The sequence below is a fragment of the Caballeronia sp. LZ003 genome, from assembly GCF_031451465.1.
Taxonomy (GTDB): domain Bacteria; phylum Pseudomonadota; class Gammaproteobacteria; order Burkholderiales; family Burkholderiaceae; genus Caballeronia.
Genome location: NZ_JARUXJ010000003.1, coordinates 773,802 through 799,634, shown reverse-complemented (window position 1 = coordinate 799,634; position 25,833 = coordinate 773,802). Strand labels below are relative to the sequence as shown.

The 25,833-nt window shown below is 60.1% G+C and carries 22 protein-coding genes; 12 read left to right on the top strand and 10 right to left on the bottom strand.

Annotation, left to right across the window (positions count from 1 at the left end; translation table 11 throughout):
- Positions 1-56: 56 nt before the first annotated feature.
- Together QCE79_RS21250 and QCE79_RS21245 are read left to right on the top strand one after the other, a co-directional pair.
- Positions 57-965: an AraC family transcriptional regulator gene (locus tag QCE79_RS21250; protein WP_244831287.1), complete on the top strand. Its 909-nt coding sequence runs from the start codon at positions 57-59 to the stop codon at positions 963-965.
- Between the two features lie 52 nt (positions 966-1,017).
- Complete coding sequence (locus QCE79_RS21245) at positions 1,018-1,824, top strand: alpha/beta fold hydrolase (protein WP_250493998.1); 807 nt, start codon at positions 1,018-1,020, stop codon at positions 1,822-1,824.
- A gap of 216 nt (positions 1,825-2,040) precedes the next feature.
- Here the strand turns inward: QCE79_RS21245 and QCE79_RS21240 are convergent, their stop codons facing one another.
- Positions 2,041-2,793: a FadR/GntR family transcriptional regulator gene (locus QCE79_RS21240; protein ID WP_309847685.1), complete on the bottom strand. Its 753-nt coding sequence runs from the start codon at positions 2,791-2,793 to the stop codon at positions 2,041-2,043.
- A gap of 485 nt (positions 2,794-3,278) precedes the next feature.
- Here QCE79_RS21240 and QCE79_RS21235 point away from each other — a divergent pair, with 485 nt between their 5' ends.
- Entirely contained in the window at positions 3,279-3,683 is a 405-nt protein-coding gene (locus QCE79_RS21235) for a hypothetical protein (protein ID WP_309847682.1), read from the top strand.
- A gap of 48 nt (positions 3,684-3,731) precedes the next feature.
- On the opposite strand, the gene QCE79_RS21230 is transcribed toward QCE79_RS21235, so the two are convergent.
- Positions 3,732-3,977: a hypothetical protein gene (locus tag QCE79_RS21230; protein WP_250467951.1), complete on the bottom strand. Its 246-nt coding sequence runs from the start codon at positions 3,975-3,977 to the stop codon at positions 3,732-3,734.
- 138 nt (positions 3,978-4,115) lie between these two features.
- Between QCE79_RS21230 and QCE79_RS21225 the strand changes: the two genes are divergently transcribed.
- Entirely contained in the window at positions 4,116-6,797 is a 2,682-nt protein-coding gene (locus QCE79_RS21225) for an excinuclease ABC subunit UvrA (protein WP_309847676.1), read from the top strand.
- A 4-nt stretch (positions 6,798-6,801) separates the two neighbouring features.
- Here the strand turns inward: QCE79_RS21225 and QCE79_RS21220 are convergent, their stop codons facing one another.
- Complete coding sequence (locus tag QCE79_RS21220; protein ID WP_244831281.1) at positions 6,802-7,518, bottom strand: YdcF family protein; 717 nt, start codon at positions 7,516-7,518, stop codon at positions 6,802-6,804.
- A gap of 405 nt (positions 7,519-7,923) precedes the next feature.
- Here QCE79_RS21220 and QCE79_RS21215 point away from each other — a divergent pair, with 405 nt between their 5' ends.
- From QCE79_RS21215 to QCE79_RS21195, 5 genes are all read left to right on the top strand, one after another.
- Positions 7,924-8,175 (top strand): acyl carrier protein, encoded by a 252-nt coding sequence (locus QCE79_RS21215; RefSeq protein ID WP_244831941.1) that lies wholly within the window; start codon positions 7,924-7,926, stop codon positions 8,173-8,175.
- Positions 8,172-9,437, top strand: coding sequence for an acyl-CoA dehydrogenase family protein (locus QCE79_RS21210; RefSeq protein WP_309847672.1), 1,266 nt, complete (start codon positions 8,172-8,174; stop codon positions 9,435-9,437). Before QCE79_RS21215 ends, QCE79_RS21210 begins: the two co-directional genes overlap by 4 nt.
- A 5-nt stretch (positions 9,438-9,442) precedes the next feature.
- Complete coding sequence (locus QCE79_RS21205) at positions 9,443-10,510, top strand: amino acid--[acyl-carrier-protein] ligase (protein WP_370652278.1); 1,068 nt, start codon at positions 9,443-9,445, stop codon at positions 10,508-10,510.
- Positions 10,507-11,520 carry a DUF1839 family protein gene (locus QCE79_RS21200; protein ID WP_309847669.1) on the top strand — a complete coding sequence of 338 codons (1,014 nt, stop codon included), beginning with the start codon at positions 10,507-10,509 and terminating at the stop codon, positions 11,518-11,520. Before QCE79_RS21205 ends, QCE79_RS21200 begins: the two co-directional genes overlap by 4 nt.
- Before the next feature lie 84 nt (positions 11,521-11,604).
- Positions 11,605-14,094: a glycosyl hydrolase 2 galactose-binding domain-containing protein gene (locus QCE79_RS21195; protein ID WP_404989396.1), complete on the top strand. Its 2,490-nt coding sequence runs from the start codon at positions 11,605-11,607 to the stop codon at positions 14,092-14,094.
- 12 nt (positions 14,095-14,106) lie between these two features.
- Here QCE79_RS21195 and QCE79_RS21190 read toward each other — a convergent pair whose 3' ends face one another.
- The 5 genes from QCE79_RS21190 to QCE79_RS21170 all read right to left on the bottom strand — a co-directional run bounded on the left by QCE79_RS21190 (position 14,107) and on the right by QCE79_RS21170 (position 19,460).
- Positions 14,107-15,273, bottom strand: a complete 1,167-nt coding sequence (locus QCE79_RS21190) for an ABC transporter permease (RefSeq protein ID WP_244831277.1) — start codon at positions 15,271-15,273, stop codon at positions 14,107-14,109.
- A gap of 9 nt (positions 15,274-15,282) precedes the next feature.
- A complete protein-coding gene (locus QCE79_RS21185) occupies positions 15,283-16,437 on the bottom strand; it encodes an FtsX-like permease family protein (protein ID WP_309847661.1) in 1,155 nt (384 codons plus the stop codon).
- Positions 16,438-16,440: 3 nt separating this feature from the next.
- Positions 16,441-17,133, bottom strand: coding sequence for an ABC transporter ATP-binding protein (locus QCE79_RS21180; protein ID WP_244831275.1), 693 nt, complete (start codon positions 17,131-17,133; stop codon positions 16,441-16,443).
- Between the two features lies 1 nt (position 17,134).
- Positions 17,135-18,343 (bottom strand): efflux RND transporter periplasmic adaptor subunit, encoded by a 1,209-nt coding sequence (locus QCE79_RS21175; RefSeq protein WP_309847657.1) that lies wholly within the window; start codon positions 18,341-18,343, stop codon positions 17,135-17,137.
- A gap of 196 nt (positions 18,344-18,539) precedes the next feature.
- Entirely contained in the window at positions 18,540-19,460 is a 921-nt protein-coding gene (locus tag QCE79_RS21170) for a LysR family transcriptional regulator (protein ID WP_309847654.1), read from the bottom strand.
- A gap of 108 nt (positions 19,461-19,568) precedes the next feature.
- Between QCE79_RS21170 and QCE79_RS21165 the strand changes: the two genes are divergently transcribed.
- The 3 genes from QCE79_RS21165 to QCE79_RS21155 all read left to right on the top strand — a co-directional run bounded on the left by QCE79_RS21165 (position 19,569) and on the right by QCE79_RS21155 (position 23,036).
- The gene (locus QCE79_RS21165; RefSeq protein ID WP_244831272.1) at positions 19,569-20,654 is read left to right on the top strand and encodes a tartrate dehydrogenase; all 1,086 of its coding nucleotides are present in this window, start codon (positions 19,569-19,571) and stop codon (positions 20,652-20,654) included.
- A gap of 155 nt (positions 20,655-20,809) precedes the next feature.
- Positions 20,810-22,129, top strand: a complete 1,320-nt coding sequence (locus QCE79_RS21160; RefSeq protein WP_250493986.1) for an MFS transporter — start codon at positions 20,810-20,812, stop codon at positions 22,127-22,129.
- A gap of 115 nt (positions 22,130-22,244) precedes the next feature.
- Entirely contained in the window at positions 22,245-23,036 is a 792-nt protein-coding gene (locus tag QCE79_RS21155) for a hypothetical protein (RefSeq protein ID WP_309847649.1), read from the top strand.
- A 3-nt stretch (positions 23,037-23,039) separates the two neighbouring features.
- On the opposite strand, the gene QCE79_RS21150 is transcribed toward QCE79_RS21155, so the two are convergent.
- Both QCE79_RS21150 and QCE79_RS21145 read right to left on the bottom strand, forming a co-directional pair.
- On the bottom strand, positions 23,040-24,527 hold the full coding sequence (locus tag QCE79_RS21150; protein WP_309847646.1) for a M81 family metallopeptidase: 1,488 nt from the start codon (positions 24,525-24,527) through the stop codon (positions 23,040-23,042).
- A 2-nt stretch (positions 24,528-24,529) separates the two neighbouring features.
- A complete protein-coding gene (locus QCE79_RS21145; RefSeq protein ID WP_250510524.1) occupies positions 24,530-25,789 on the bottom strand; it encodes a Zn-dependent hydrolase in 1,260 nt (419 codons plus the stop codon).
- Between the last annotated feature and the right edge of the window lie 44 nt (positions 25,790-25,833).

The following is a 25,833-nucleotide window of genomic DNA, read 5'->3' as shown; positions in this document are numbered from 1 at the left end:
CTTGCGGAGCCACCGTGATCACCCGCCGAACGCTAGCCACCGAAACTAGACGCCGCATGATCGAGCTGCTGATGCGGCTTGCACCTTTGGAAGGCTATAACCTCACAGCATTGCCAGACGTGCGTTTTCTGCGTTCAAACAGACCACTGCGTCGCACGCCGGTACTTTATGATCCGGGCATCGTCATCGTCTGTCAGGGCCGCAAGCGTGGCTATTTCGGCGAGCAAGTTTATCTATACGATGAGCAGCATTACCTGGCCGTGTCGGTGCCCGTACCCTTTTCCATGGAGACGGATGCCAGCGCGCAAAAACCTTTGCTTGCCATCTATTTCCGGCTCGATCTCAACGTTGCAGCAGAGTTGATCATGCAACTCGATGAACACGGCGCAACCGTAACGTCCGAACCTCACGGCATGATCTCAACGCCGCTGGACAAACAACTCGGCGCGACGGTTCTGCGCTTTCTCGAAACCATGAGTGACCCGCTCGAAGGTCCGGTTCTTGGGCCGGCTCTCGTGCGCGAGATTTATTTTCGAGTGTTGACGGGCGAACAAGGTCCTTCGGTGCGCGCGGCTTTGACACGGCAAGGTCAGTTCGGGAAAGTCGCGCGAGCATTGCGCAAGATCCATCAAAGTTTCGATGAGCCGCTCGATGTTGCGCTGCTTGCAAGCGAAGCCAACATGAGCGTGCCCGCGTTCCATTTGCATTTCAAGACCGTGACCAACACGTCACCAATGCAATATTTGAAGTCGACCCGGCTGCATCAGGCGCGGCTGCTCATGGTGCGGAACGATGTCACGGCAGCCGTCGCATCAGCGCAAGTGGGCTACGAAAGTGCTTCGCAATTCAGCCGCGAATTCAAGCGTTTGTTTGGGCGCAGTCCCGTCGATGAAGCCCAGCGTCTCAAAGACAGTTTCGCGCTGCCAGATCCCGGACCGGGTTCGGGCTACGTGTCATCGCATTGATGCGTGGATCGTCTGTTAATCTTCCACGCAGATCAATCCTGCTACCAAACGCATGAACGAAGCCTTCGTCGAACTGAACTGCGGACCCTATCCGTTGCGCATCGAATATAAGTGGATCAATCCTTCGCGCATCGATGCTCCAATCGCGGTATTTGTGCATGAGGGGCTGGGTTCAGTTGCATTGTGGAAAGACTGGCCGCAGCGGCTATGCGACCGATTGAACTGCCGTGGTCTCGTCTATTCGCGTCCTGGCTATGGACGGTCGACGCCGCGCCCTCCGCATGAAAAGTGGCCTGTGACCTTCATGCATCGTCAGGCGACGAAGATATTGCCTGCGCTTCTAGATGCGCTCAAGGTAAATGCGTTCGAACGTTCTCGCATGTGGCTCGTAGGCCATAGCGATGGCGGGACAATCGCACTGCTTTACGCAAGCACCTTTCTCGAAGCGCTTGCCGGACTGATCGTGCTTGCACCACATGTGTTCGTGGAAGCGATCACAGTCAAAGCCATAAAGGAAGTGCGAAGCGCCTATGAGCACGGTGCGTTGCGAGCGAAACTCGCTGGCTACCATGAGGACGCAGATTCCGCCTTTTATGGCTGGAACGACGCATGGCTCAATCCGGAATTTCTGCGTTGGGACATTACAGACGAAATTCGCTCGATCAAACGGCCATTGCTCGCAATACAAGGCCACGACGATGAATACGCGTCGATGCTTCAGATCGACAAGATCAAGGCGTCCGTGAATCACACTCATCTCGTCAAGCTAGCGGCTTGCGGACATTCACCGCATAGGGATGCCACTCAGGCGGTCAATGATGCAATTGCAGATTTCGTTACCCGCTCGTCTCTGCCGTGAACTCGAGCGATCAATCGAAAGGCCGTCTGCGCCATGATGCCATCGCGCAAGCCCGCACGGCGATTAAGTGACCGTGCCGCGCGTTTGGACAGATGATCGCAGTCGGTCCAATGCATCTTTTATTGCGGTTAAATCGACGTTGTTCGTCTCGAGCCAGCGAACCCTCAGGGGCTCTAACTGCTTAAACAAACCACTCGCCCGAAGCATGAATGCGGCTCAAGCCTCCGCAGGCTTAACCGCTGTTTCTTGTGACCGCCGCAAGCGTTCGCGGCTGTTCGACAAATGCATGCGCATGGCGGCGCGGGCAGCTTCCGGATCACGCCGCTCGATGGCGTCGTAGATATCCTCGTGTTCGCGGTTCACGCGATCGAGGTAACTGCCGGGGTCGTTATGCGCAAGCGCAGCGGAATTTACACGCGTGCGTGGAATGATCGTGTTGCCCAACTGGCTAAGGATGCTGTGGAAATAACGGTTGCCCGTAGCCTTGGCAAGCTCGAGGTGAAATGCGACGTCCGCGGCAACCGCGTTGCCCGTGCCTTCTGCAATGTGCCGCTCGAACTCGTCCAGAGCATGACGCATGTGCTTCAGATTCTCTTCGCTTCGCCGCATTGCCGCGAGACCTGCGGCCTCGGCTTCGAGACTGATGCGTAGTTCGAGGATGGCCATGACGTCGCGCACGGTGAGATCGCCCGCAGCTTCGATCTGGAAGCGATCGTGATCGGTCGCTGCGAGTACAAAAGTGCCAATGCCATGACGCGTTTGAACCAGGCGCCCCGCCTGAAGGCGCGATATCGATTCTCGTACGACCGTACGGCTAACGCCCAGTTGCGCCATGATCTCCGATTCGGTCGGAAGCTTGTCGCCAGGCTGAAGCGCGCCGCTGCGAATCCGTTCCGAAAGTTCGGCGACAACTTCCTCGGTCAGATTGCGAGAGCGGCGAAGACCGCCGGCTGCGAGAGCTGGTGACATAGGGCGATTGAAAAAAGTAGACGAGCCATTATAGGGGCGCAGACTCGCTTGTACGACGACTGATGCCTGATCGAATACAAAATGCCTTAAGCCCTCAATGCAAAACACAAAAAACCGTTATGGTTCAGGCAACTAAAAATGTAACAAACTGTTGATCAACCATTTCACCGAGCGTAAAGTTCAAGTACCGCTTGAAGTCAAAGCGCGTGTGTCATGTTTTGCAAGGCATGTAAGCATTCAAGGCGCGCGCCTCGCTTTCAAGAGGTCGACTTCCGATCGAAGGCTCGCGAATCCTCGTCCGCATCCGTTGGATTCGCCATCACCTCGCGCACTCGCGAGCCTCCCTGAAGCGGTTCACCGGCTTACCGCGTCGCGCCTCTCACTCTCCGATTACGCGGCAAACCGGTGTGCTTAGAGCCTCCAAGTTGCGTTCATGCGAACGCCTTCGTGGAGCGCGGCACCACGTGGCAGCAAGGAGACAAGCAATGATGCGTGAAGTGACCGGAGCTTTTTTTGGCTCCCGCAAGTTGGACGAAGCACTGGAAGACCTCAAGGCGGAGGGCATCACGAGCGACCGCGTTCGCGTCGCGAGCATGTCCGGGTTCGCCGATTTCACCGCCAGCATGGAACTGAGCACCAGTTCACCGACACAGTGGATCACCGCCGAATTTGCAGGCTATGCCGATCTAGCCGCCACCGACGGCGAGTATGGGATTGCATCGACCGGCAGCGATGACATCCTACCTGGCTTCGATAACGATGAATCCGCTGCATACGGTATAACCCGAGTATTCGTCAGCATTCGCGACGAAGCCGAAATGCGCGCCGTATGCGATATCTTCTCGCGCCTGGGCACTGATGATATCGACGCGGAAGTCGCGGCGGCCTAACCCGCCGCGATTGCATTCAATCGTTTGTATGCAATAAACGTTGCTGGATTACTGCGCTGGTGTGGTCACGGGCTTCGCTTTCTTCTTGTGCTTGAAGTGAAAACCCTTGCTCGTACCAGTGGCAGCAGAGGTATTGTCACCGCCTGCCGTCGGCGCGGCCGTCGCTGCGCCGTGCGCGTTGCCGCCGCCAGCGCCGCCATTACCGTTGCCACCTTGCGCCATCGCCGCGCCCGACGCGCCCAGCATCAAACCCGCAGTGAGGGCGATGAGTGCTGCCAGTCCATTCGTCTTCATGTCGTTCCTTTTTGCGTAGAGTCAGTCGAGTGTGTATTCACCGTGCAGGCTTTTGAATGCCGAATGCAATCGGCGAGCGGCTTGGCATGAGACCTGCTCGCCAGACATATTCGCCTGCAAAAGTCCAAAAGCCATAAGATGGATGCGCCCAAAACCAAAAGCCCAGCCAAGCCGCCTCGGCGCAATAAAGCCGAAACGCCGACTGTCTCTTCAGCAGGTTTCGTGCGCGTTCGCGGCGCGCGGGAGCATAACCTCAAAAATGTCGATGTAGACGTCCCGCGCGATGCGCTGGTCGTGTTCACAGGCGTGTCCGGATCGGGAAAGTCGTCACTTGCATTCGGAACTTTGTATGCAGAAGCGCAGCGGCGGTATTTTGAATCCGTTGCGCCCTACGCGCGGCGCCTGATCGAGCAGGTCGGCGTACCGGAAGTCGATTCCATCGAAGGATTGCCGCCCGCCGTCGCCTTGCAGCAGCAGCGTGGCACGCCCAACGCACGTTCGTCGGTGGGAAGCGTGACCACGCTTTCCAGTCTCGTTCGCATGCTGTATTCACGCACGGGTAGCTATCCGCCGAAGCAGCCCATGCTCTACGCGGAAGACTTTTCTCCCAACACGGTTCAGGGCGCGTGCCCCGTCTGCCATGGTCTCGGCCGCGTCTACGAAGTGACCGAGAAGTCGATGGTCCCCGACGACTCACTCACCATCCGCGAACGCGCCATCGCCGCATGGCCGCCAGCGTGGCACGGTCAGAATCTGCGCGACATACTCGTCACGCTGGGCTACGACGTCGACACGCCCTGGCGCGATCTGCCGAAGAAAGACCGCGACTGGATTCTCTTCACCGACGATACGCCCACCGTGCCGGTCTATGCGGGCCTCACACCCGCCGAGACACGTGCCGCACTCAAGCGTCGCGCGGAGCCGAGTTATCAGGGCACTTTCACGGGCGCGCGCCGTTATGTGCTTCATACCTTCGCCCACACGCAAAGCGCGCTCATGAAGAAGCGCGTGTCGCGCTATATGGTCGGCAGCGACTGTTCGTCGTGTCACGGCAAGCGACTGAAGCAGGAAGCGTTATCGGTGACCTTCGCGGGACTGGATATCGCGGAGTTCTCGCGTCTGCCGCTTACGCGGCTTGCGCAGATGCTCGCGCCCATTGCGCGCGGCGAATGGCCCGATCATGAAGAAGCACGCGAGCAAGACGTGCTTGCCAGGGACGTGCGGCAGGCGGCGATTGCGAAGCGTGTCGCGGCGGGTGGATCGGCGCATAAAGCATCGCCCGATGTACGGCGCACGCCCAACTTGTCCAATGAGAAGCGCGCCGCCGCCGAGCGCATAGCAGCCGATCTCGAAGAACGTCTTGCCACGTTGATCGATCTCGGCCTCGGCTATCTTGCTTTGGATCGCGCGACGCCCACCTTGTCGTCAGGCGAATTGCAGCGCTTGCGGCTAGCCACGCAACTGGCCTCGCAACTCTTCGGCGTGGTGTATGTACTCGATGAACCCTCCGCCGGTTTGCATCCCGCTGACAACGAAGCGCTCTTTGCCGCGCTGCAACGGCTCAAGGCTGCCGGTAATTCGCTTTTCGTGATCGAGCATGACATGGAGACGATGCGTCGCGCAGACTGGCTCGTCGATGTCGGTCCCGCTGCGGGCGAAGCCGGTGGACATGTGCTTTATAGCGGACCGCCCGCGGGTCTCGCATCGGTGGAGGCGTCACAAACGCGTCTGCATCTGTTCGCGTCCCATTCGAACACCGACCGCGCGCCACGCACGCCGCGCGGCTGGCTGAAGCTCGCGGGCATCACGCGAAACAATCTGCATGAGATCGACGCTGCATTTCCGCTCGGTTGCTTCACGGCGGTGACGGGTATATCGGGCTCGGGCAAGTCGAGTCTCGTCAGTCAGGCATTGCCCGAACTCGTGGCGCAACATCTGGGAAGAGCGCTCGATGAGCCCGATGAAGACGAAGCCGATCCGCTCTTCACGGTCGCCGAAGCGCCTGCGGAAGGCTCCATCGTCGAAGGCATGGACACCATACGGCGCCTCGTGCGCGTCGATCAGAAGCCGATTGGCCGCACCCCACGTTCGAATCTTGCGACTTACACGGGACTTTTCGATCACGTGCGCAAGCACTACGCCGATACGCCGCTCGCGCGCAAACGCCGTTACAGTGCCGGCCGATTTTCCTTCAATGTCGCGCAGGGGCGTTGCCCGACTTGCGAAGGCGAAGGCTTCGTGAGCGTCGAACTGTTATTTTTGCCGAGCGTGTACACGTCGTGTTCGACGTGTCACGGTTCGCGTTATAACGCCGAGACACTCGAAGTCACGTGGAATGGCAAAAACATCGCCGAGGTGCTGGCGATGAGCGTCGATGACGCCTGTCTCTTCTTCGCGGATGAGCCCAATGTGATGCGCGCGCTTGCCGTGCTGCGCGATATCGGCCTCGGTTATCTGCGGCTCGGTCAGCCTGCCACCGAACTCTCGGGCGGCGAAGCGCAGCGCATCAAGCTGGCAACCGAACTGCAGCGCGCGCATCGCGGCGACACGCTCTATATCCTCGACGAGCCCACGACCGGACTACATCCCGCCGATGTCGATCGTCTGATGGCGCAACTTCAAGGACTCGTCGACGCAGGCAATACGGTCGTGGTCGTCGAACACGACATGCGCGTCGCGGCCCAGAGCGACTGGGTCATCGATATCGGTCCGGGCGCGGGAGAAGATGGCGGCAAGATAGTCGCGGCCGGCGTGCCTGCGAGTGTGGCGACGCTGGCCGCAAGCCGCACGGCGCCTTATCTGCAAGACGCATTGACCTGAGCAATCAATACAAGCCTAGCCAGCGCCACACGTGAAACTTCAACGTGCCGAGCATCTCGTGCAATCCGCTGTCGGAATCGATCCATCCTTCCGGGTGCGGCACGAGCCATGACTTTGGATTGCGCACGAATGCAACCGCAGGCTGCGGGTGTAGGTCGAAAGCATCGAATGCGAGCAACGCGCGGCGCATATGCAGTGAGGACGTGATGAGGATGGTCGTGTCGTATTGACGCGAGCGTAGGATTTTGTACGTATTGCGCGCGTTCTCGTAAGTGTCGAGACTCTGATCTTCGAGGATGAGATCCGCAGGCTTCACGCCACGATCCACGAGCAGACCGCCGTATAGTTGCGCTTCGGTTTGTTCGTGATGCTGCGGATTTCCGCCGCTCATGATGACCTGACACTGCTTGTCCGTTTCGACACAGGTTTTGTACAGGGCGGCAGCAAGGTCGACGCGATAGATGGAATCGGCCAGTGGAACGAGATGTTTGTTGCGATCGTATTCGGTCCCACCGCCCAGCACGATGATCGCCGTACGGTCCGCGAGCCGGGGCGCCTGCTTCGACCCATAGCCGATCTGCGCGAGGCTTATCATCGGCCCTGCAAGCCAGCTACCGAAGAGCCAGAACACGGTTCCGGCCACGAGGAAGATCACGAGGCGGCGTTTGCGCCACACGATGAACAAGGCGACGAAGACAAGCAGCAGGCAGAGTAGATCCAATTACGTTTCCCGTCGTTTTAAGGTTTCAAATACCTTGCATCATGCGCATGAAACTTGCAAGGCGAGGCTATGCAGTACGAATACCGTCGTAACGCCGCGACAAGTATCAGTCTGAACGATTTGCGTGACATCAAGCGTGGTCGATATCGCACACGCAACGCGTTGTCTTCCGGGCCTCACCGTGCGCCATCGCACGGACGATCACCCCCCGTAATTCGTTAAATACGATCAAACAAGATTCGACGGTGTTGCGAGTGCTCTTGAGTCGTTTGACCAGCGATTCACCGAGTGCACCACCGCCCGTTAGCAACGGGACTGAGCACGGTCCAAAAAATCGAATATTCGTTTGATACCCGCTTCAGTCCGTTTGCACCGTTGGCCATGGTTCAAGGGAAACCAGAGAAAATGAAAACTGAATTGCGCCGCATCCTTGCCGAGTCCGCACGCCTCGACGTGTCGATCGACACTCTCTCCGACAGCGACGACCTGTACGCAGCCGGCCTCTCCTCGCTTGCAACCGTGCACGTCATGCTCGCGATCGAAGACGAGTTCGGCATCGAAATTCCGGATCAAATGCTTACGCGACGTCTGTTCTCGAGCGTCGATTCGCTCGCGGCCGCCGTCAAGGAGCTGCAAGGTTCGCAGGCGGACGCATGAACGCCGCCACGCAAGAACTCGAAGCAGCAGGACACGTTGAAGGCGACGGCGTGATCGCGCCGCGCAGCGAAAGCGAGCTGCTCGAAGCCGCGCGTCGCGTCTCGGCCATCGCCGGCAAGCATGCGGCAGCGGTCGACAAGGATGCACGCTTCCCCGTTGAAGCCGTGGCCGCAATGCGTACGGAGCGTCTCTTCTCTGCAATGGTGCCGGCAAGCTTCGGCGGCGACGGGCTCTCGCTCACGGGCGTGGCCCGCTTGTGCGAAACGCTCGCGCAAGGCTGCGCATCCGCCGCGATGATCTACGCCATGCATCAGAGTCAGGTCGTCTGCATCGTCGATCACGGCGCGAATGTGCCCTGGCAGCGCGCGTTTCTCACGCGCATGGTGAACGAGCAACTGCTGTTGGCATCGGCGACATCGGAAGAAAATATCGGCGGCAACATGCGCACGAGCGCATGTGCGGTCGATCTTGCCGATGACGTCTTCAACATCGAAAAGCTCGCGCCGACGATTTCGTATGGCACATATGCCGATTGCATTCTCGTAACCGCACGCCGTCATCCCGACGCGCCGCCGTCCGATCAGGTGCTGATCGTCGCGCCTCGTTCGACGTGCACGCTCGAATCGCGCGGTACGTGGGACACGCTCGGCATGCGCGGCACCTGCAGTCAGGGGCATCGTCTCACTGCAAGCGGCAAGGCCGAACAGATTCTGCCCTCGCCTTTCTCGAAGATCGCCGATGAAAGCATGCTGCCGGTTTCGCATACCTTGTGGTCCGCGGTGTGGATCGGTATTGCGTCGGATGCCGTGAATCGCGCGCATCAGTTCTTCCGTAATCAGGCGCGTGGCAAGCCTGGCGCATTGCCGCCTTCGGCCGCGCGTCTTTCGCAAGCCGTCACGCTCGTGCGCATGATGCAGGCGCGTCTGCGCGAATCGCTCGCCTCGGTCGAGGCTGCGCAAGCGGAACGGCTCGCAAGGCAGGCATTGCAAACCGACGACAGCGACGCACCGTTGACCGCGTCTATCGGCATTGCCTCCGATCTGAACATGCTGAAGCTCGCCATTTCGCAATCGGCCGTGCACGTCGTGCAAGAGACGCTGATGATCTGCGGCATGGCGGGTTACAAGAACGATACGCCCTTCAGCGTGGGGCGGCACTTGCGCGATCTGCACTCGGCGCCGCTCATGATCAGCAATGACCGCATTGAACTGAACACCGCGAATCTGCTGCTCGCGCAGCGTTCCGCAACCGGGACCCTATAACGATTATGAACATGCCGAACGAACAGGCCGCGCTCATGCAGGCCGAAGAACAAGCACATAACGAGACCAGTCAAGTGCCCTACGATAAATCGGATTTGACCTTGCGCGACCGGCTGATGGCCGCCGGCATTCTCATCGATACGGGCGAAGACGGCCTCTATGGCCGCAGCGCGGTGTTCGAGGATGTGGTGGACCGTCTCAACAACGCGATCACGTTGCTCGGCGCCGACCAGCACGCGGAATCGTTGCGCTTTCCGCCGGCCATGCGCCGCCGCGACTTCGAAGACAGTGAGTACCTGAAGAGCTTCCCGAACCTTGCCGGCACGATTCACTCGTTCCAGGGCAATGATCGCGGACATCATCGTCTGCTCGAAGCGCTCGACAAGATCGTGCATATCGGCGAAGAAGAAGAGCGTTCCGATGACTGGATGGATCAGCAAAAGCCGACGCGTCTCGTGCTCACGCCCGCGGCCTGTTATCCGATCTATCCGCTCGTTGCCAAGCGCGGCAACCTCGCCGAAGACGGCGCGATCTTCGATGCGTTCTCGTATTGCTTCCGTCACGAACCGTCCATCGATCCGGGCCGCATGCAGATGTTCCGCATGCGCGAATACATTCGCGTGGGCAGCCCCGAGCAAGTAATGGCATTCCGTCAGAAGTGGATCGAGCGTGGCTCGCTGCTCGTGAATCTGCTGCAACTGCCGTTCGAAATCGATCTGGCTAACGACCCGTTCTTCGGACGCGGCGGCAAGATCGTGGCCGACAGCCAGCGTGCGCAAGAACTCAAGTTCGAACTGCTCGTGCCGGTTGCAACGCCCGACCGTCCGACCGCATGTTTGTCGTTCAACTATCACATGGACCACTTCGGCGAGTTGTGGAACATCCGTCAGGGCAATGGCGAAGTGGCGCATACCGCATGCGTGGGCTTCGGCATGGAACGTACGACGCTTGCGCTCTTCCGTCATCACGGTCTCGACGTGAACGCGTGGCCTGCCGCAGTGCGTGAACTGCTGTGGGGCAATGCGGCGCCGCTCGTCGCCGATGGCCTCGGCACACTGGGCAAAGACGCATGAACGCACGCTCGCCCGAGCACGCCGTGACTGGCGCGTCCAACGAACAGTCTGCCGCTCAAGACGAAGCGAGCCGCCATGCGTTGCATCGCGGCGAGCGCGTCTGGCTGGAGACCAACTGTTACGTCGATCTGTGGATCGAGCTCTTGCACCACTACGGCTGCGATCCGCACGCCGCATTGAGCTTCACCGTGACGCAGGCGTTCGAAGGCGATCAGTTCACGTTCCCCAAGTTCTCGCTCGACGATATCTCGCGGCTTTACGGCTTGCAGGCCCAGGAGCTCGCGATTTTCGACACGCTCGAAGCTCACGTGCGCGAGCAGACCAAACGCGGTCACGTAGTGGTCGCCGAAGTGGATGCGTTCTATCTGCCCGACACGCGTGCAACCGCGTACAAGCAGTCGCATTCGAAGACGACCATTGCAGTCGACTCCATCGATGCAGCGGCAAAGCGCATCACGTACTTCCATAACGCGGGCTATTTCGCGTTATCGGGCGAGGACTATGACGGCGTGTTTCGCCTGATGCCAGACCTTGCAAGCGACGTGCATGCGCTCTTTCCGTACGTGGAGTTCGTCAAGCGCGCGCGTGCGCCGCTCGAAAGTCAGGCGCTGGTGCAACGTTCGGTCGATCTGCTCAAGCTGCGCTTGCTCGATCGTCCGACATCGAACCCCGTCTCGCAGTGGCGCGCGGAGTTTCCCGAGCATCTACGTGCATTGCTCGAACGGGATGTGTCTTACTACCATCTCTACACGTTCAACGTGATGCGCCAGCTCGGTTCGAACTTCGAGTTGCTGTCGAAGTATCTGGTGTGGCTCAATGCGCACGGCGTCGAAGTGCCTGACGCAATCCAGACGAGCGCGCAATCCATGGCGAACGAAGCGATGGTCATGCAGTTCCGCCTTGCGCGGGCGCGCATGCGTTCACGGCTCGACCCGTGTACCGACTGCCTCGATTCGCTCGAAGCATCTTACGAGAAGGTCATCGAACCGCTCGCCGCGCGTTTTCTTTGAAGCACCGGGGCCACGCTGCTCGCGTGGCCCGTGCTTCGTTCATCATGTTCATCTTCGCCCATAGAAGGAAGGAACATGCATTCCATGTCCGATATGTCCAACGCTTGCCTGCCGCAACGCCTCTCCGAAGGGTGGACGTGCACGAGCACGGCTGCGGGCGCTTGTGCGACGCCTGCATCGCTCGATGAAAGCGCGCATTGGATCGATGCGCCCGTGCCCGGCACGATTGCATCGGCGCAACGTGCAAACGGCGTTGGCGAAGATGCGCTCGCGCAGCCCTACGCGATGTCGGATCACTGGTATCGCGTGCGCTTGCAGGGTGAAGGCAAGCGGCGCGTGCGCTTCAATGGCCTCGCGACAATTGCCGAAGTGTGGCTCGATAACGACAAGCTGCTCGACTCCGATTCTATGTTCGTCGCGCACGATGTCGATCTGAATCTGCAAGGCGACGCGACGCTTTATCTGTGCTTTCGTTCCATTCAGCCTGCACTTGCCGCAAAACGCGGCCGTGCGCGCTGGCGTCCGAAGCTCGCGCAGCCAGCGACGCTGCGCAACGTACGCACGACCTTGCTTGGACACATGCCCGGATGGTGCCCGCCGATTCAGCCAGTCGGTCCGTGGCGCGCAGTGGAACTGATCGGCGAAGCGCGCAATGGCATCGAGCGTATCGAGCTTGCGCCTTCAGTCGATCGTGCCGATGGTCTGCTCGACGTCACTGTACATTTCTATCATCCGCAAGATCCGGAGAAAATGCACGTCGAATGTGGCGATGGCGAGGCCACGGCGCCGCTGCAATGGCGTGACGCGCATACGCTCACGGGACAAGTGCGCGTGCCGCAAGCGCGGCTCTGGTGGCCGCATACGCATGGCGCGCCATCGCTCTATGCCGTGACCTTGACGAGCGAAACGCTTGGTCGTATCGCGCTTGGGCAAATCGGTTTTCGACATATCGAGGTGGATCGCGGTGCGGACAAGACGGGCTTTCAGATCATCGTCAACGGCGTGCCGGTGTTCGCGCGCGGCGCATGCTGGACTTCCGCCGATATCGTCGCGCTCGACGCATCGCGCGACAAGCTCGCGGCCATCTTCACCCTGTGCCGCGATGCGGGGCTCAACATCATTCGCGTGAGCGGCATCACGCTTTATGAATCCGATACCTTTTACGAACTCGCGGACGAATTCGGCATTCTGATCTGGCAAGACTTTGCGTTTGCCAACTTCGACTATCCCTCGGACGAGGCATTCAACCGAAGCGTGCAACTCGAAGCAGAACAGTTTCTTGCGCGCACGCAGCGTTTTGCATCGCTTGCAGTGCTATGCGGCGGCAGCGAAGTGCATCAGCAAGCGGCCATGCTGGGTCTGCCGTTCGATGCCTATCAACAAGGCCTTTTCACGCAACTGCTTCCGGAAGTCATCGCCAAGCATCGCGCCGATGTGGCGTATGTCGTGAACTCACCGAGCGCCGCGCCCGGCGACAGCGTCTCGATGCCCTTCGGCACGCGCGGCGGCATCACGCATTACTACGGCGTCGGCGCATATCAGCGCCCCTTCGACGACGCGCGTCGTGCGCAAGTACGTTTCGCTTCCGAATGCCTTGCGTTCGCGAATGTCCCCGACGATGTCACGCTGCGCTCTGTACCCAATGCGGCGCGCGCGCATGAGCCCCGCTGGAAGACAAGCGTGCCACGCGATCCCGGTTCCGCATGGGACTTCGACGATGTGCGCGAGCACTATCTGCGCGAACTGTATCGCGTCGACGTGGCGCGTCTGCGTTATGAAGACCCCGAGCGCTATCTCGAACTGTCTCGCGCCGTCGTCGCCGATGTGATCGGCGCTGTGTTTTCCGAATGGCGTCGCGAAGGTTCGACCTGCGCGGGCGGCATCGTATGGAATCTGCTGGATCTGCGTCCGGGCGCGGGCTGGGGTGTGATCGATGCGCGTCACAAGCCCAAAAGCGCGCTGCATGGGCTTGCGCGCGTGCTTCAACCTATTCAGGCGCTGATTACCGACGAAGGCCTCGACGGCCTCGATGTGCATCTCGTCAACGAGACGGCTCGCGAGATACGCGCACGCGTCGAACTGTCGTGCTTGCGCGATGGCGCGGTGAAGGTCGCAGGCGGCGCGAGCGATGTCGTGCTATCTCCGCGCAGCGTGCAGCGCGTCAAATCGGCTTCGCTGCTGGGCGCGTTCTTCGACATCACCTATGCATATCGCTTCGGTCCTCGCGCGCACGATGTCACGCATGTGCTTCTGCGCGATCAGGATACCGGCGCGGTATTGTCAGAAGCTTTCCATTTTCCCGATCCTTCCATTGGCGAGCGACGTGATGTCGGGTTGAACGCGACCATCGGTCAGGATGACAAAGGCTGGTTCCTCGACGTTGCAACGACACAGCTTGCACGATGGGTGCACGTGGTCGATCCGGACTATTACGCGAGCATCGACTGGTTCCATCTTGCGCCCGGCGTGCCGCGTCGCGTGCCGCTCGTTGCGCGAAGCGCACATGTTCGCGCGGCGCCCGAAGGCGATGTGTTCGCGGTCAATGGATCGAAAGGTGCGGTGTATCGCGGTTGAGCAGTCTCGCGATTATCGGGCTCGCAGCGCATCGACGATACTCAGCCTCGCAGCACGTACGGCAGGCAGAAAGCCACCGACGAACCCCATGATCATCGAGAATAAAACCGTTTGAATAACGACCGATGGCGTGAGCACGAACCGGAACGACAGGTCCGCGAACGTCTGAAAATTGGTCGTCGAAAACGAAGCGAACTGCATGAGTGCCGCGCAGCCGAGGCCGACGAGTCCACCGGCAAGTCCCAAAAGCAGCGCTTCGAGCAGAAACGCAATCAACACATCGAAGCGCTTGAAACCTAACGCGCGAAGCGTTCCAATCTCCGCGACCCGGTTCGCGACCGAGGCATACATGGTGATCATCGCGCCGATCATCGCTGCTATCGAAAAGATAATCGAAAGCGTGATGCCGAGAATATTGATGAACGTGGATAGCGCCTTCGACTGATCGCCGTAGAACACTTGCTCGCGCTTGGCTTCATCGGCAAGACGAGGATCGACGTCGATATCCGCGCGAAAGCGGTCGAAGGCATCGCTGCGGGCAAGCCTCACGACCATCGACGAATAACTCGTGCGGCGAAACGACTGCATGAGTTGATCGACATCGCCCCATATCTCCGAATCGAAGCCGCTGCCGCCTGCATCGAAGTGGCCCACCACGGTCCAATCGCGCTGAGCGAAGCGCAAATGATCGCCAATGCGCGTGCCCGCAAAGCCCTTGGCGATACTGCTGCCGACGATGATCTCCGATGACCCGTGACTGAACATGCGCCCCGCCGTAAGCCTCACTTGCGGCCGCAGTTCGACGCCAGTCGGCGATACGCCGCGTATCACCACATTCGCTGGCGTATTCGAACCGAGCTTATAGAGCGAGATGAGCACCACGGTCTCTTTGGATGCGAAGGGCTCACCCTCGCCATTCATCGCGACAGACGGATGCATCTCCATCACGTTCGCCTGACTGCGGTCGATCGAGCTTTGAATCTCCGTTTCCGCGCCTTTGCGAATGACCACGACGTTATCGCGTTCGCCCGTGGATACGAGCGTTTTCTTGAGTCCCGCATCGAGCATGAGCACGGTCGAGAACACGAAGACGACGAGCGCGAGACCGCCGGCGGTCAACATCGTCGTGAGACGGCGAGCCCATAGATTGCGCGCGATGTATGAAACGGGAATGGCCATATGCTCGCCTTATCCGATCGCTCGCAAGCCTTCGACGATCCGCACGCGGCTCGCCTGCACCGCCGGTACGATCGCCGCCGCCAGCGCGATGACGAACGCGCAGGCAGCTTGCAGCATCATCGTTTCGTGCGAGACGCGAAAGACCGGAAACACGCCACCTGTCGCATTCTTGAAGAAATCGGCGACCGGCGGTGTCGCGAGTATACCGATTGCACCGCCCATCGTGCATATCGCCAGCGACTCGCCGAAGACGAGCACGCTAAGAAACGTGGGTCCAAATCCAAGCGCCTTGAGCGTGGCGTATTCGACGGTGCGTTCGCGTGCGCTCATGGCCATTGCATTGGCCATCACGGCCATGATGATGAGAATCACCACGTAAGAGACGACACGTATGGCCGCAATGATCTGATTAGACATCGCGACGAAGCCCAGCTGAAACGCTTGCTCGGTTTCGGTAAGCGTCTCCGCAAGCGAGTTCTTGAAGACGTTATCGACATTGCGCGTTACGGTGGCCGCCTGATCCGGATTTCCGATGCCCACGACATACACGCCGACCTGATCCACTTGACGCTTGGTGGTCTTGCGAATCGTCTCGTTGAGATACTCCCAGTGAAAGATGAGTTGCCGCGTGATGGTCGATTCGTCGCGCCCTTCCATGATGCCGCGCACCACGAAGTCCCACGTTCCTGGATAGATCGTCCCCTTGAGAGGAATGACGTCGCCCACTTTGAAGCCGTATTGCGTCGCAAGCTGTCGCCCGATGAGCACGCCCTTGCGATCGCGCTGGTAATCGGAGCGCGCTTGCGGCGTGACGATGTACTCGGGATAGAGATCCAGATAGTTGTCCGATACCGCGAATTGCGCGAAAAAATTCTTGGGGTCGCGATAGATGCCGCCGAACCAGTTCGAGCGTGCAACCAGCGTCACACCATCCACGCCGCGAATGCGATTCTCGTATGCAAGAGGCAGCGGAAACACCAGCGAGATCGCATTGCGAGTGACCAGGCGCGCGTTGGATGCCGCAGCCGCGCCCGCGTACCATGCATCAACGACCGTATGCAGCAGGCCGTATGCAAGCACCGCAATCGTGAGGCCCAGCACGGTCAGCGCCGTGCGGAGCTTGTGACGCGTGGCATTGCGCAGAATGAGCTTGAAGACGAACATGATTCAGCGCACCGCGCCGTCGATCAACTCGCCCTTCTCAAGATGCACCAGCGCCTTCGCGGCATTGGCGGCATGCGCGTCGTGCGTGACCATGATGATGGTCTTGCCAACGCGTTCATTCAGGCGTTGCAGCATCGTTAGGACTTCGGCCGCAGAGGTGCGGTCGAGATCGCCCGTGGGTTCATCGGCGACGATCAGCTTCGGGTCGGTAATCAAGGCGCGTGCAATCGCCACGCGCTGCTGCTGGCCGCCGGATAGCTCCGACGGATAGTGAGTCGTGCGCTCGCTCATGTTGACCATGTCCAGCACCATCGCGACACGTTCACGCCGTTCGGCGCGCGAGAGGCGCGTGAGCATCAGCGGCAATTCGACGTTCTCGAATGCGGTGAGCACCGGCATCAGGTTATAGAACTGGAAGATGAAGCCAACGTGAGCCGCGCGCCAGTCGGCAAGCGCGGACTCCGGCAAACGCGTGATATCGAGCCCGCCGACAAGAAGCTCGCCGCTGTCCGGCCGGTCGATGCCCGCGATCAGATTGAGCAACGTGCTCTTGCCCGAGCCGGACGGTCCCATCAACGCGACGAAGTCCCCTTCGGCGATGGACAACGAGATGTCGGTCAGCACGGGCACCGTCTGCACGCCGCGCCGGTATGACTTCACGACGTGACTGATCTGGACCAGAGGTGCAGTGCTCACGTTACTTCTTCGCCAGCGTAACGCTGGTGCCGTCTTTGATCTTGTCGTTTGGCGCGAGTACCAGCGTATCGCCTGGCTTGACGCCTTGCACCGCGAGCAGGTCGCCGATATGTTCGCCCGTTGTCACGGGCCTCTGAAGCGCCTTGTCGTTCTCGACGATGAACACGACCTGCTTGCCATCGCGCGTGACCACTGCTGCGGGCTGAACGGCCACCAGCGCCTTCTTCTGTTCGGGCGGTACGGGCTTCGAAAGGAACGCGACCTTCGCGCTCATGTCGGGCAGCACGCGTGGATCGTGTTCGACGAAGCGCACTTTCACGAGGACCGTGGCCTTCGAACGATCGACCGTTGGCACGATGCGCGATACACGTCCCGAGAAGCGAACATCGGGCAGCGCGTCGAGCTGCATTTCGCATGGTTGATCGACCATGATCTTGCCAATGTTCGACTCCGCGACATCCGCCTCGACTTCGAGCGTCTTCATGTCCGCAATCGTCACGACCGCACCCTTGCTGTCCGATGCCGACGAGAACGGCGTGATGTTATCGCCCACGTTCGCATGCTTTTCGAGCACGACGCCATCGAAAGGCGCACGAATGATGGTCTGGTCGACGGCTACGCGCGCCGCGAGCGCATTGGCTTGTGCCGACACGATCGTGGCTGCGTCGCTATTCACGGCTGCCTTGGCTTTGTCGAAGCGGGCGCGGTCGCTGTCGTGCTGAGACGCGGGAATCGCGCCTTGGGGAGCGAGGATATCGGAGCGCTTGAGACTGATCTCTGCGTCCCTCAACTCGGCGCGTTGCAACTCGAGGTTGGCTTGAGCAACTTTAACTTGCGCCTCGGCTTGTGCAAGCGAAGCGGACACATCATCGCGTTCGAGCCGCGCAATCACCTGGCCTTCCTTTACAGGCGTACCTTCGAGTACACCAAGCCATTCCACGCGGCCCTGTCCCTTCGATGCGACCGCCGCCTTGCGTTGCGGCACGACGTAGCCGGTCGCGTTGAGAAGCGTATAGCTTTGCGATGGATAAACCGACGTGACCGTAGCGGTCTCTACCGTTTGCGGCCCGGCAAAACGCAAGCCGATGCCCACGAGTACGAGAATGATCGCTGCGACGAGCACATAGCGAAGCCACGGACGCCTGCGTCGCGGGACGACGGCAGCGGAACTGCGGTCGATCTTGAGTTTGTCTAAATCGTGTTCAGCCAATTTATCTGGAGTCGCGCCGCGGGTGACCTTGGAGCCGCTTGAGGACGGCTATCCGGTCGTGGGTCGTCATGCAATGGACAGGCAACCAGTATAGCGCCCACAGGCCGCCCGCTTTCATTGCCTTTACTGGGTCGACGGAATTTTGCATGCGGTATGCCGACTACAAAATGCCATGCATTTAACGATAGTCGGAAATTCAAGTGCCGCGCGCATGCTTGAGATCGAGCGCAATGAAATCGACGAAAGCCCTTATGCGCGCGGACATCTGATGCCGTCCGGAGTACACGGCGTAGATGTCCGCATTGGGCGTCTCGTAATCGGGCAATACGGCGACGAGCCGGCCATCCGCCAGATAGTCTGCAATGTCCCATTCAGCTCGCATCAGAATGCCGTGTCCTTCGAGCGCCCATTTGACGGCGATTTCGCCATCGTTGGTCGTGAGATTGCCCTTGATGCGCACCGCCTCCGTCTTCTGCGCAGCACCCCGCACGCTCGTCAGCCGCCAAACGCCGTACGCTTCGTCGCCCTGCCGGATGCCGATGCAGTTATGCCGCGTGAGATCGTGCGGCGTCGCAGGCAAACCGTGCGTGGCGATATAGCCCGGCGCCGCGCATAGCAGCCGACGATTCGACGCGAGACGCCGCGCGACTACACGCGTATCCGGTGGCTCGCCAAAGCGAATGCAAACGTCGAATGTGTCGTCCGTGAGCGGCGGCGGCGCGACCGACAACTGCAATTGCACCGACACTTGGCGGTGCCGCGCAACGAATCGAGAAATGGCGGGCGCCACATGACTGCGCCCGAAGCCGAGCGTCGCATTCACGCGAAGCAGACCCTTTGGACTCTTCTTCGCGCTGCCAAGCAGCTCCGCAAGTTCGTCGATTTCGTCGAGAATGCGCCGCGCACGCTCCAGATAAAGCTCGCCCTCTGGCGTGAGCATCATGCGGCGCGTCGTGCGATTGACGAGTGGCACGCCTGCCCGCGCCTCCATTTGTGTCAGGCGCTTGCTTACTGCCGCTGCCGTGAGGCCCAGTTCCCGCGCCGCTGCGCTCAGGCTGCCCGATGTCGCGAGCGTCGAGAAAAAGCTCAGATCGGCCGGCTGAACGGTCTCGGCCATGCGCCCTCACTTTTGAATCAAAGTTAAAGATGCTTTGAGTTTAGCACCGGTTTCTTATCCTTAAGTTGGGTAGAGTGAGCTCACACACCCACATCGAGGAACGGAGACATGAAAACTTATCGCATCGCAACCATCCCCGGCGACGGCATCGGCAAGGAAGTCATCCCCGCTGGCCAGCAAGTGCTCGAAGCGCTTGCAAAGACGTCGCGTAATTTTGCATTCGAATTCGAGAGCTTCGACTGGGGCGCGGACTATTACCGTCAGCACGGTTCGATGATGCCCGCCGATGGCCTCGATGCCATCCGCGACAAGGACGCAATTCTCTTCGGTTCGGCAGGCGACCCCGGCGTGCCCGATCACATCACGCTGTGGGGCCTGCGCCTGAAGATCTGCCAGGGCTTCGATCAATACGCCAACGTGCGCCCGACGCGCATTCTTCCCGGCATTGACGGGCCGCTCAAGCGTTGCAAGCCCGAGGACCTCAATTGGGTGATCGTGCGCGAGAATTCCGAGGGCGAATATGCGGGTGTGGGTGGCCGCGTGCATCAGGGTCATCCGATCGAGGCGGCAACCGACGTCTCCATCCTCACGCGTGCCGGTGTCGAACGCATTATGCGTTTTGCATTCAAACTCGCGCAGTCGCGTCCGCGCAAACTGCTTACGGTCATCACCAAGAGCAATGCGCAGCGCCATGCCATGGTGATGTGGGACGAAATCGCGCTGCAGATTTCAAAGGAATTCCCGGACGTGAAGTGGGACAAGGAACTGGTCGATGCCGCCACCGCGCGCATGGTCAACCGTCCCGCCACGCTCGATACGATCGTCGCGACCAATCTGCATGCCGACATCCTGAGCGACCTGGCCGCCGCGCTCGCGGGCAGCCTCGGCATTGCACCGACCGGCAACATCGACCCGGAACGCCGCTATCCGTCGATGTTCGAGCCGATCCACGGTTCCGCTTTCGACATCATGGGCAAGGGGCTTGCCAACCCGATCGGCACTTTCTGGTCGCTCGTCATGTTGCTCGAACATCTGGGCGAAACGGAAGCCGCCAAGCGTGTCATGGATGCCGTCGAAGCCGTGACAGCCGATGAATCGCTGCATACCGGCGATCTCGGCGGCAAGGCGACGACAGCGCAAGTGACGGCTGCCGTGTGCGCGTTTGTCGAACGCGTGGAAGCCGCAGCCGCCTGAATCCGCATTTTGTATGCGATGGACCCCGGCCGCGTGCCGGGGCGCTTGACCGCGATGCAACGCACATCGCGGCAACAGGACGCTCGCGCCTAACGCCTGAGTCTTTCCGCACCGTTCCTTAGAAGAGCACCGCTCGCCTCCCAAGGAGGAGACACATGCATACCCCATCCGAGTCCGGCGTGGAAGCCCGCGTCAATCGCAAGCTGGCATTGCGCATCATTCCGTTCGTGATGCTGCTTTACTTCATCAGCTTTCTCGACCGCGTCAACGTCGGTTTTGCCGCCATGACGATGAACAAGGCCATCGGCCTCTCGCCCACCGCCTTCGGACTGGGCGGCGGATTGTTTTTCATCGGCTACTTTCTGTTCGAAGTTCCGTCGAATCTAATCTTGCATAAAGTCGGCGCGCGCATCTGGATTGCACGCGTGATGGTCACGTGGGGCATCGTCTCCGTTGCATCCGCATTCGTGGCAGGTCCGACGAGCTTCTACGTCCTGCGCTTCCTGCTCGGCGTCGCGGAGGCCGGATTCTTCCCCGGCGTGATTCTTTATCTCAGCCTCTGGTTTCCGGCCAAGCAGCGCGCCGTGGCCGCCGCATGGTTCATGGCAGCCGCGCCGATCTCGACCGCCATCGGCTCGCCGTTGTCTGGCGCGATCATGCAGATGCCGCCGATCTTCGGGCTCGCAGACTGGCAGTTGCTCTACATCATCGAAGCGATTCCGGCTATCGTGCTCGGCTTCGTCGTCCTCAAATATCTGACCGACACGCCCGCCCAGGCACATTGGCTCGCGAGCGAAGAGCGCGAATGGCTCATTGCAAGGCTGAAAAGCGAAGCCGACGCGAAGCAAGCGAATGCGGGGCATACGGAAGGCGCTTTGAATGCATTACGCGATCCGCGTGTGCTGGCGCTAGCGCTCATTTATTTCGGCACGTCGGCGGGTCTTTATACGCTCGGATTGTGGGCGCCGCTCATCATCCGTCAGTACGGTTTCAGCGCGCTGGAGACGGGGCTCATCAACGGCATTCCGAGCGTGATCGCCGTCATCGCGATGATCCTGTGGGCCCGGCATTCGGACCGCACGCAGGAACGCACGTGGCACGTGGTCATTCCATGTGCGCTGGCTTGCGTCGGCTTCTTCTTTGCAGGTCAGGCGACGACGGCGCTCTTTATCGTACTCGCGCTCATCGTGGTCAACGTGGGCATCAGCGCCGCCAAGGCTCCGCTCTGGGCCATGCCGAGCATGTTCCTCTCCGGTGCAGGCGCGGCGGCAGGCATTGCGATGATCAACTCCATCGGCAACTTGGGTGGCTTCGTGGGACCGTTCGCCATCGGCTGGCTAAAGAATTCAACCGGTAGCTATGCCGCGGGCCTGTACGTCGTGGGCGCGACGCTCGCCATGTCGGCGGTCATCACGCTAATGTTGAGCCGCAAGGCGAAGAGCGAGCGGGAGCATGCGGCGGCCGCGCGAATGTGAAGCTGCGCGGCTTTTATTTTAAGATAGCCGCTTCATCAGACTCAGCGCGTGCGCCAGAGGAAGCGAAGTGCTTTTATCGAAGAGAAAGAGTAAGACGGCTATCGGCGCGGCTGGCATGCTGCTAAGTGTATTCATTATTTTGCATGCACCTTGCGCGTGGAGTGCTTCGGCCGATGCAGGCGTTGCGAGCGGCGCGGGCATTTTGTCGGCGGACGCACTCCCTGCCGACTTCACCGGCGACGATCCTCAACACGTCAGAGACGCGCTTAGCGGCAAGCCGTCGGCCAGCCAGCCGCCTTCCATTACTAGCCGCCTGCGCGGCTTTCTGGACCGTCCGCTGCAACGCTTGCGCAAGTCCACGCAATCCGCATCCGCGACGCAGACAGCGGCGCAAGCACAGGCAAATGCGCAAGCCGATCCCACTTTTGCATTCGTTATTCCAGCGTCTTACGGCGTCCGATACCAGACGAAAAAGAAGCTGCTTAGTGTGAACGTCTCCCTTGCCGCGCCCACGCAACCGGACGCCATCCTGCTCAAGGAGACGGTGAAGGGCCAGAGCGGTCGCAAACTGGTCGTGGCGCCCGAGGCCAAGGCCAAGGGCTTCGTCCAGACTTTCGACGTGATACAGCTTGGCGTTGAAGGCCGCGCAAGAACGAACGTGCGCGGCGGTGCAATCCTGGCCGACTTCGATAAGACGCACGGCGACGGCGACTTTGCGATTCTGCTGATCTGCACGCTAGAGCCGCCGTATCTGATCGACCGCGTCGAGCATAACGACCCCACGGACGAAGAGCCGACCGACATCACGCGTAGGACATCCACGCTGCATGGTCGCGTCGATGCCGTCTGGCTCATCGATCGAAAGACAGGAACCATCGTCACCAAGCGGCTCAATCTCGTGAAATAACGCTCAAGCGACGAACGTCGCGTTCGAATCCAATGGATAAACCGGCCGCTTGAGATTGCTGAACGAGAAGAGCTCATAGTCCGAGCTCGTGACGCCCCGGCTGTCGCACTCCACCAGACCACCGGCAATCGGCACGAACACCGGCCGGCAATACATGCGCGACTTGAGGATAAGAAAGCGCGCACCGCGCGGATCGATACCGACGCTCTCGAATACACCGAGATCCCAAGGCTCATGCGTGCGTTCGGTGACAAGAATCCGCGCGGCCGGTGTCTCGATGACGGCGGCGCGGCCCATATAAGCGCGTTGGCCGGTATAAGTCGGACCGCTGATGATGTACTCGCCATTCGTCAGGGCACGCACCACGCCTGTCACCTCGAGCGGAGGCTTGCCGCGCGATGCGACGCTCGGGAGCTTGTTGCCTATGCCGACTGTGACCGTCGCGCCGATGCCAGCATCGAATAAGGTTGCCACTGCTTGCGGGTCGCATAGCGGGCCGACGACGATGCCATCGAGCCCTTGTACAAGGGCTTCTTCGAATGCGTCGGTGGTGTCGCACGTGCCGCCCGACATGCAATTGTCGCCGTGATCGAGCAGCAAGACGGGCTTGTCGGCTTCTTGCGCCAGCTTCACGCCTTCCGCGATAGATGCTGCAAGCGGTGCGCTGCGATAAACGAAGGCCTCGCGTTCATTCCAGATCTGCTGCGCGATCTGGTTCGCGACTTTTTGCGCTTTGTCGATGTCGCCATTTGTAACCACGACTACGCTAATGCAAGGCGACGCGATATCCGCGAGAGAAAAGCCCGACAGCACCGAGACTGCGAGCACTCCTTCCTCTCCCTCCGCTGCGCGTGCCGCTTCGATGGCGCGCTTCATCGCACCGCTTGCCGTCGCGCTTCTCAACGTATGCGTGAGGAGCGGCGGTTGCGCCCACGCGATGACCGGGGTCACCTTTTCATCGATGAGATTGAAAAGCAGGCGGGCCGCGTGCTCGCCGCTTTCATACATATCCACGTGCGGATAGGTCTTGAAGCTCACGATCACATTTGCATTGTCGATGATCTTCTGCGTGACGTTCGCGTGCAGATCGAGCGAGACCGCAATGGGCGCGTGCGGCACCGCCTTGCGTACACGTTCGAGCAAATCGCCTTCGCCGTCCGGCGAATTTTCCGCAACCATGGCGCCGTGCAGGTCGAGCATCACTGCGTCGCATCCTTGCGCGGCTTGGACGATAGATGCGCATATCGCGTCGTAAGCTGCTGCGGCGACCGGGCCGCTAGGATTCGCCGATGCGGAGATAGGCGTGACGATCTCCGCTTCTACGCGTTCAGCGGCGTCGATGAAAGCAGACATCGCGGTGCGCATACCCGCGTTTTTCTGATATGCGGCTTCGTTATAGCAAGGGCCGTCGTGCCCGAATGCTTCGAGCGGTGTCGCCACAGGCGAGAAAGTATTGGTCTCATGATTCATCCGGGCGATCAGAATTTTCATGCTTACGCTCCTTCTTGAGCCGGTGCATTTGCGGCACGCAGCATGACTTGAAGCAGCACGTTACAGCCTGCTTCGAGATGATCGGCCTGCGCATCCTCTATTTCATTGTGGCTGATGCCATCCTTGCACGGCACGAAGATCATGGCAGCGGGCGCGACGCGCGCAAGGTACACTGCATCGTGACCCGCGCCGCTTACCGCATCCATCGACGTATAGGCTAGTGCGTTGGCGCTGTCACGCACCGAATCGACCAGCGATGCATCGAACGGTTGCGGTGCAAAGTAGACCACTTCGTCTACCGCTACAGGCAACGACGACTTGGCGCACATGTCACGCAGGGCGGCATCCATCTCATCGAGCGTGGCGTCGTCGGCAGCGCGGAAGTCGACGGTTAGCTTCACACGGCCCGGGATCACATTGCGCGAATTCGGATGTACGTCCACCCAACCGACCGTACCGCGTCCATGCGGAGCATGCGAGATCGCAATGCGATTGACCTCGCGGATAAGATCGGCTGCCACGAGCAACGCGTCACGGCGCAGTTCCATCGGCGTAGGTCCTGCATGCGCCTCCATCCCCTCAATGGTCACGTCGTACCATCGTTGACCGAGCGCTCCCTGCACCACGCCAATCACTTTGTCATTCGCTTCGAGCACTGGCCCTTGCTCGATATGCGCTTCGAAATAAGCACCGACGCGATGCGCCGCGACGTGTTCACCCTCATAACCGATCGACGCGAGCGCATCGCGCACGGAGATGCCCTCGCGATCCTTTTGCATCAGCGCGTAATCGAGCGTGAACGCGCCAGCAAAGACGCCTGAGCCCATCATGACTGGAACGAAGCGCGACCCTTCCTCATTGGTCCAGACCGCGACTTCGAGCGGCGCGACAGTGCGTACATCGTTGTCGTTCAAGGTGCGCAGGACTTCGAGGCCGGCGAGTACGCCATAGTTGCCATCGAACTTTCCGCCTGTCGGTTGTGTGTCGATATGACTGCCGGTCATAACAGGAGGCAAGTCGTCACGCAAGCCCGCACGACGCGCGAAGATGTTGCCGATTGCATCGATGCGCACCGTACATCCAACTCCCTTCGCCCAAGCGACGAAGAGATCGCGCCCCTTCTTGTCGAGTCCGGTTAGCGCCAGGCGACACACGCCACCTTTATGCGTCGCGCCGATGCGCGCGAGTTCCATCAGGCTGTTCCAAAGTCGCGCGCCGTCGACGCGCAAGCCAGCATGCGCTGGCAGATCGAGCACTTGCATCGGAATTCCTTCGATAGTTGCAGATGAAAATTGTCAGCCTTCGA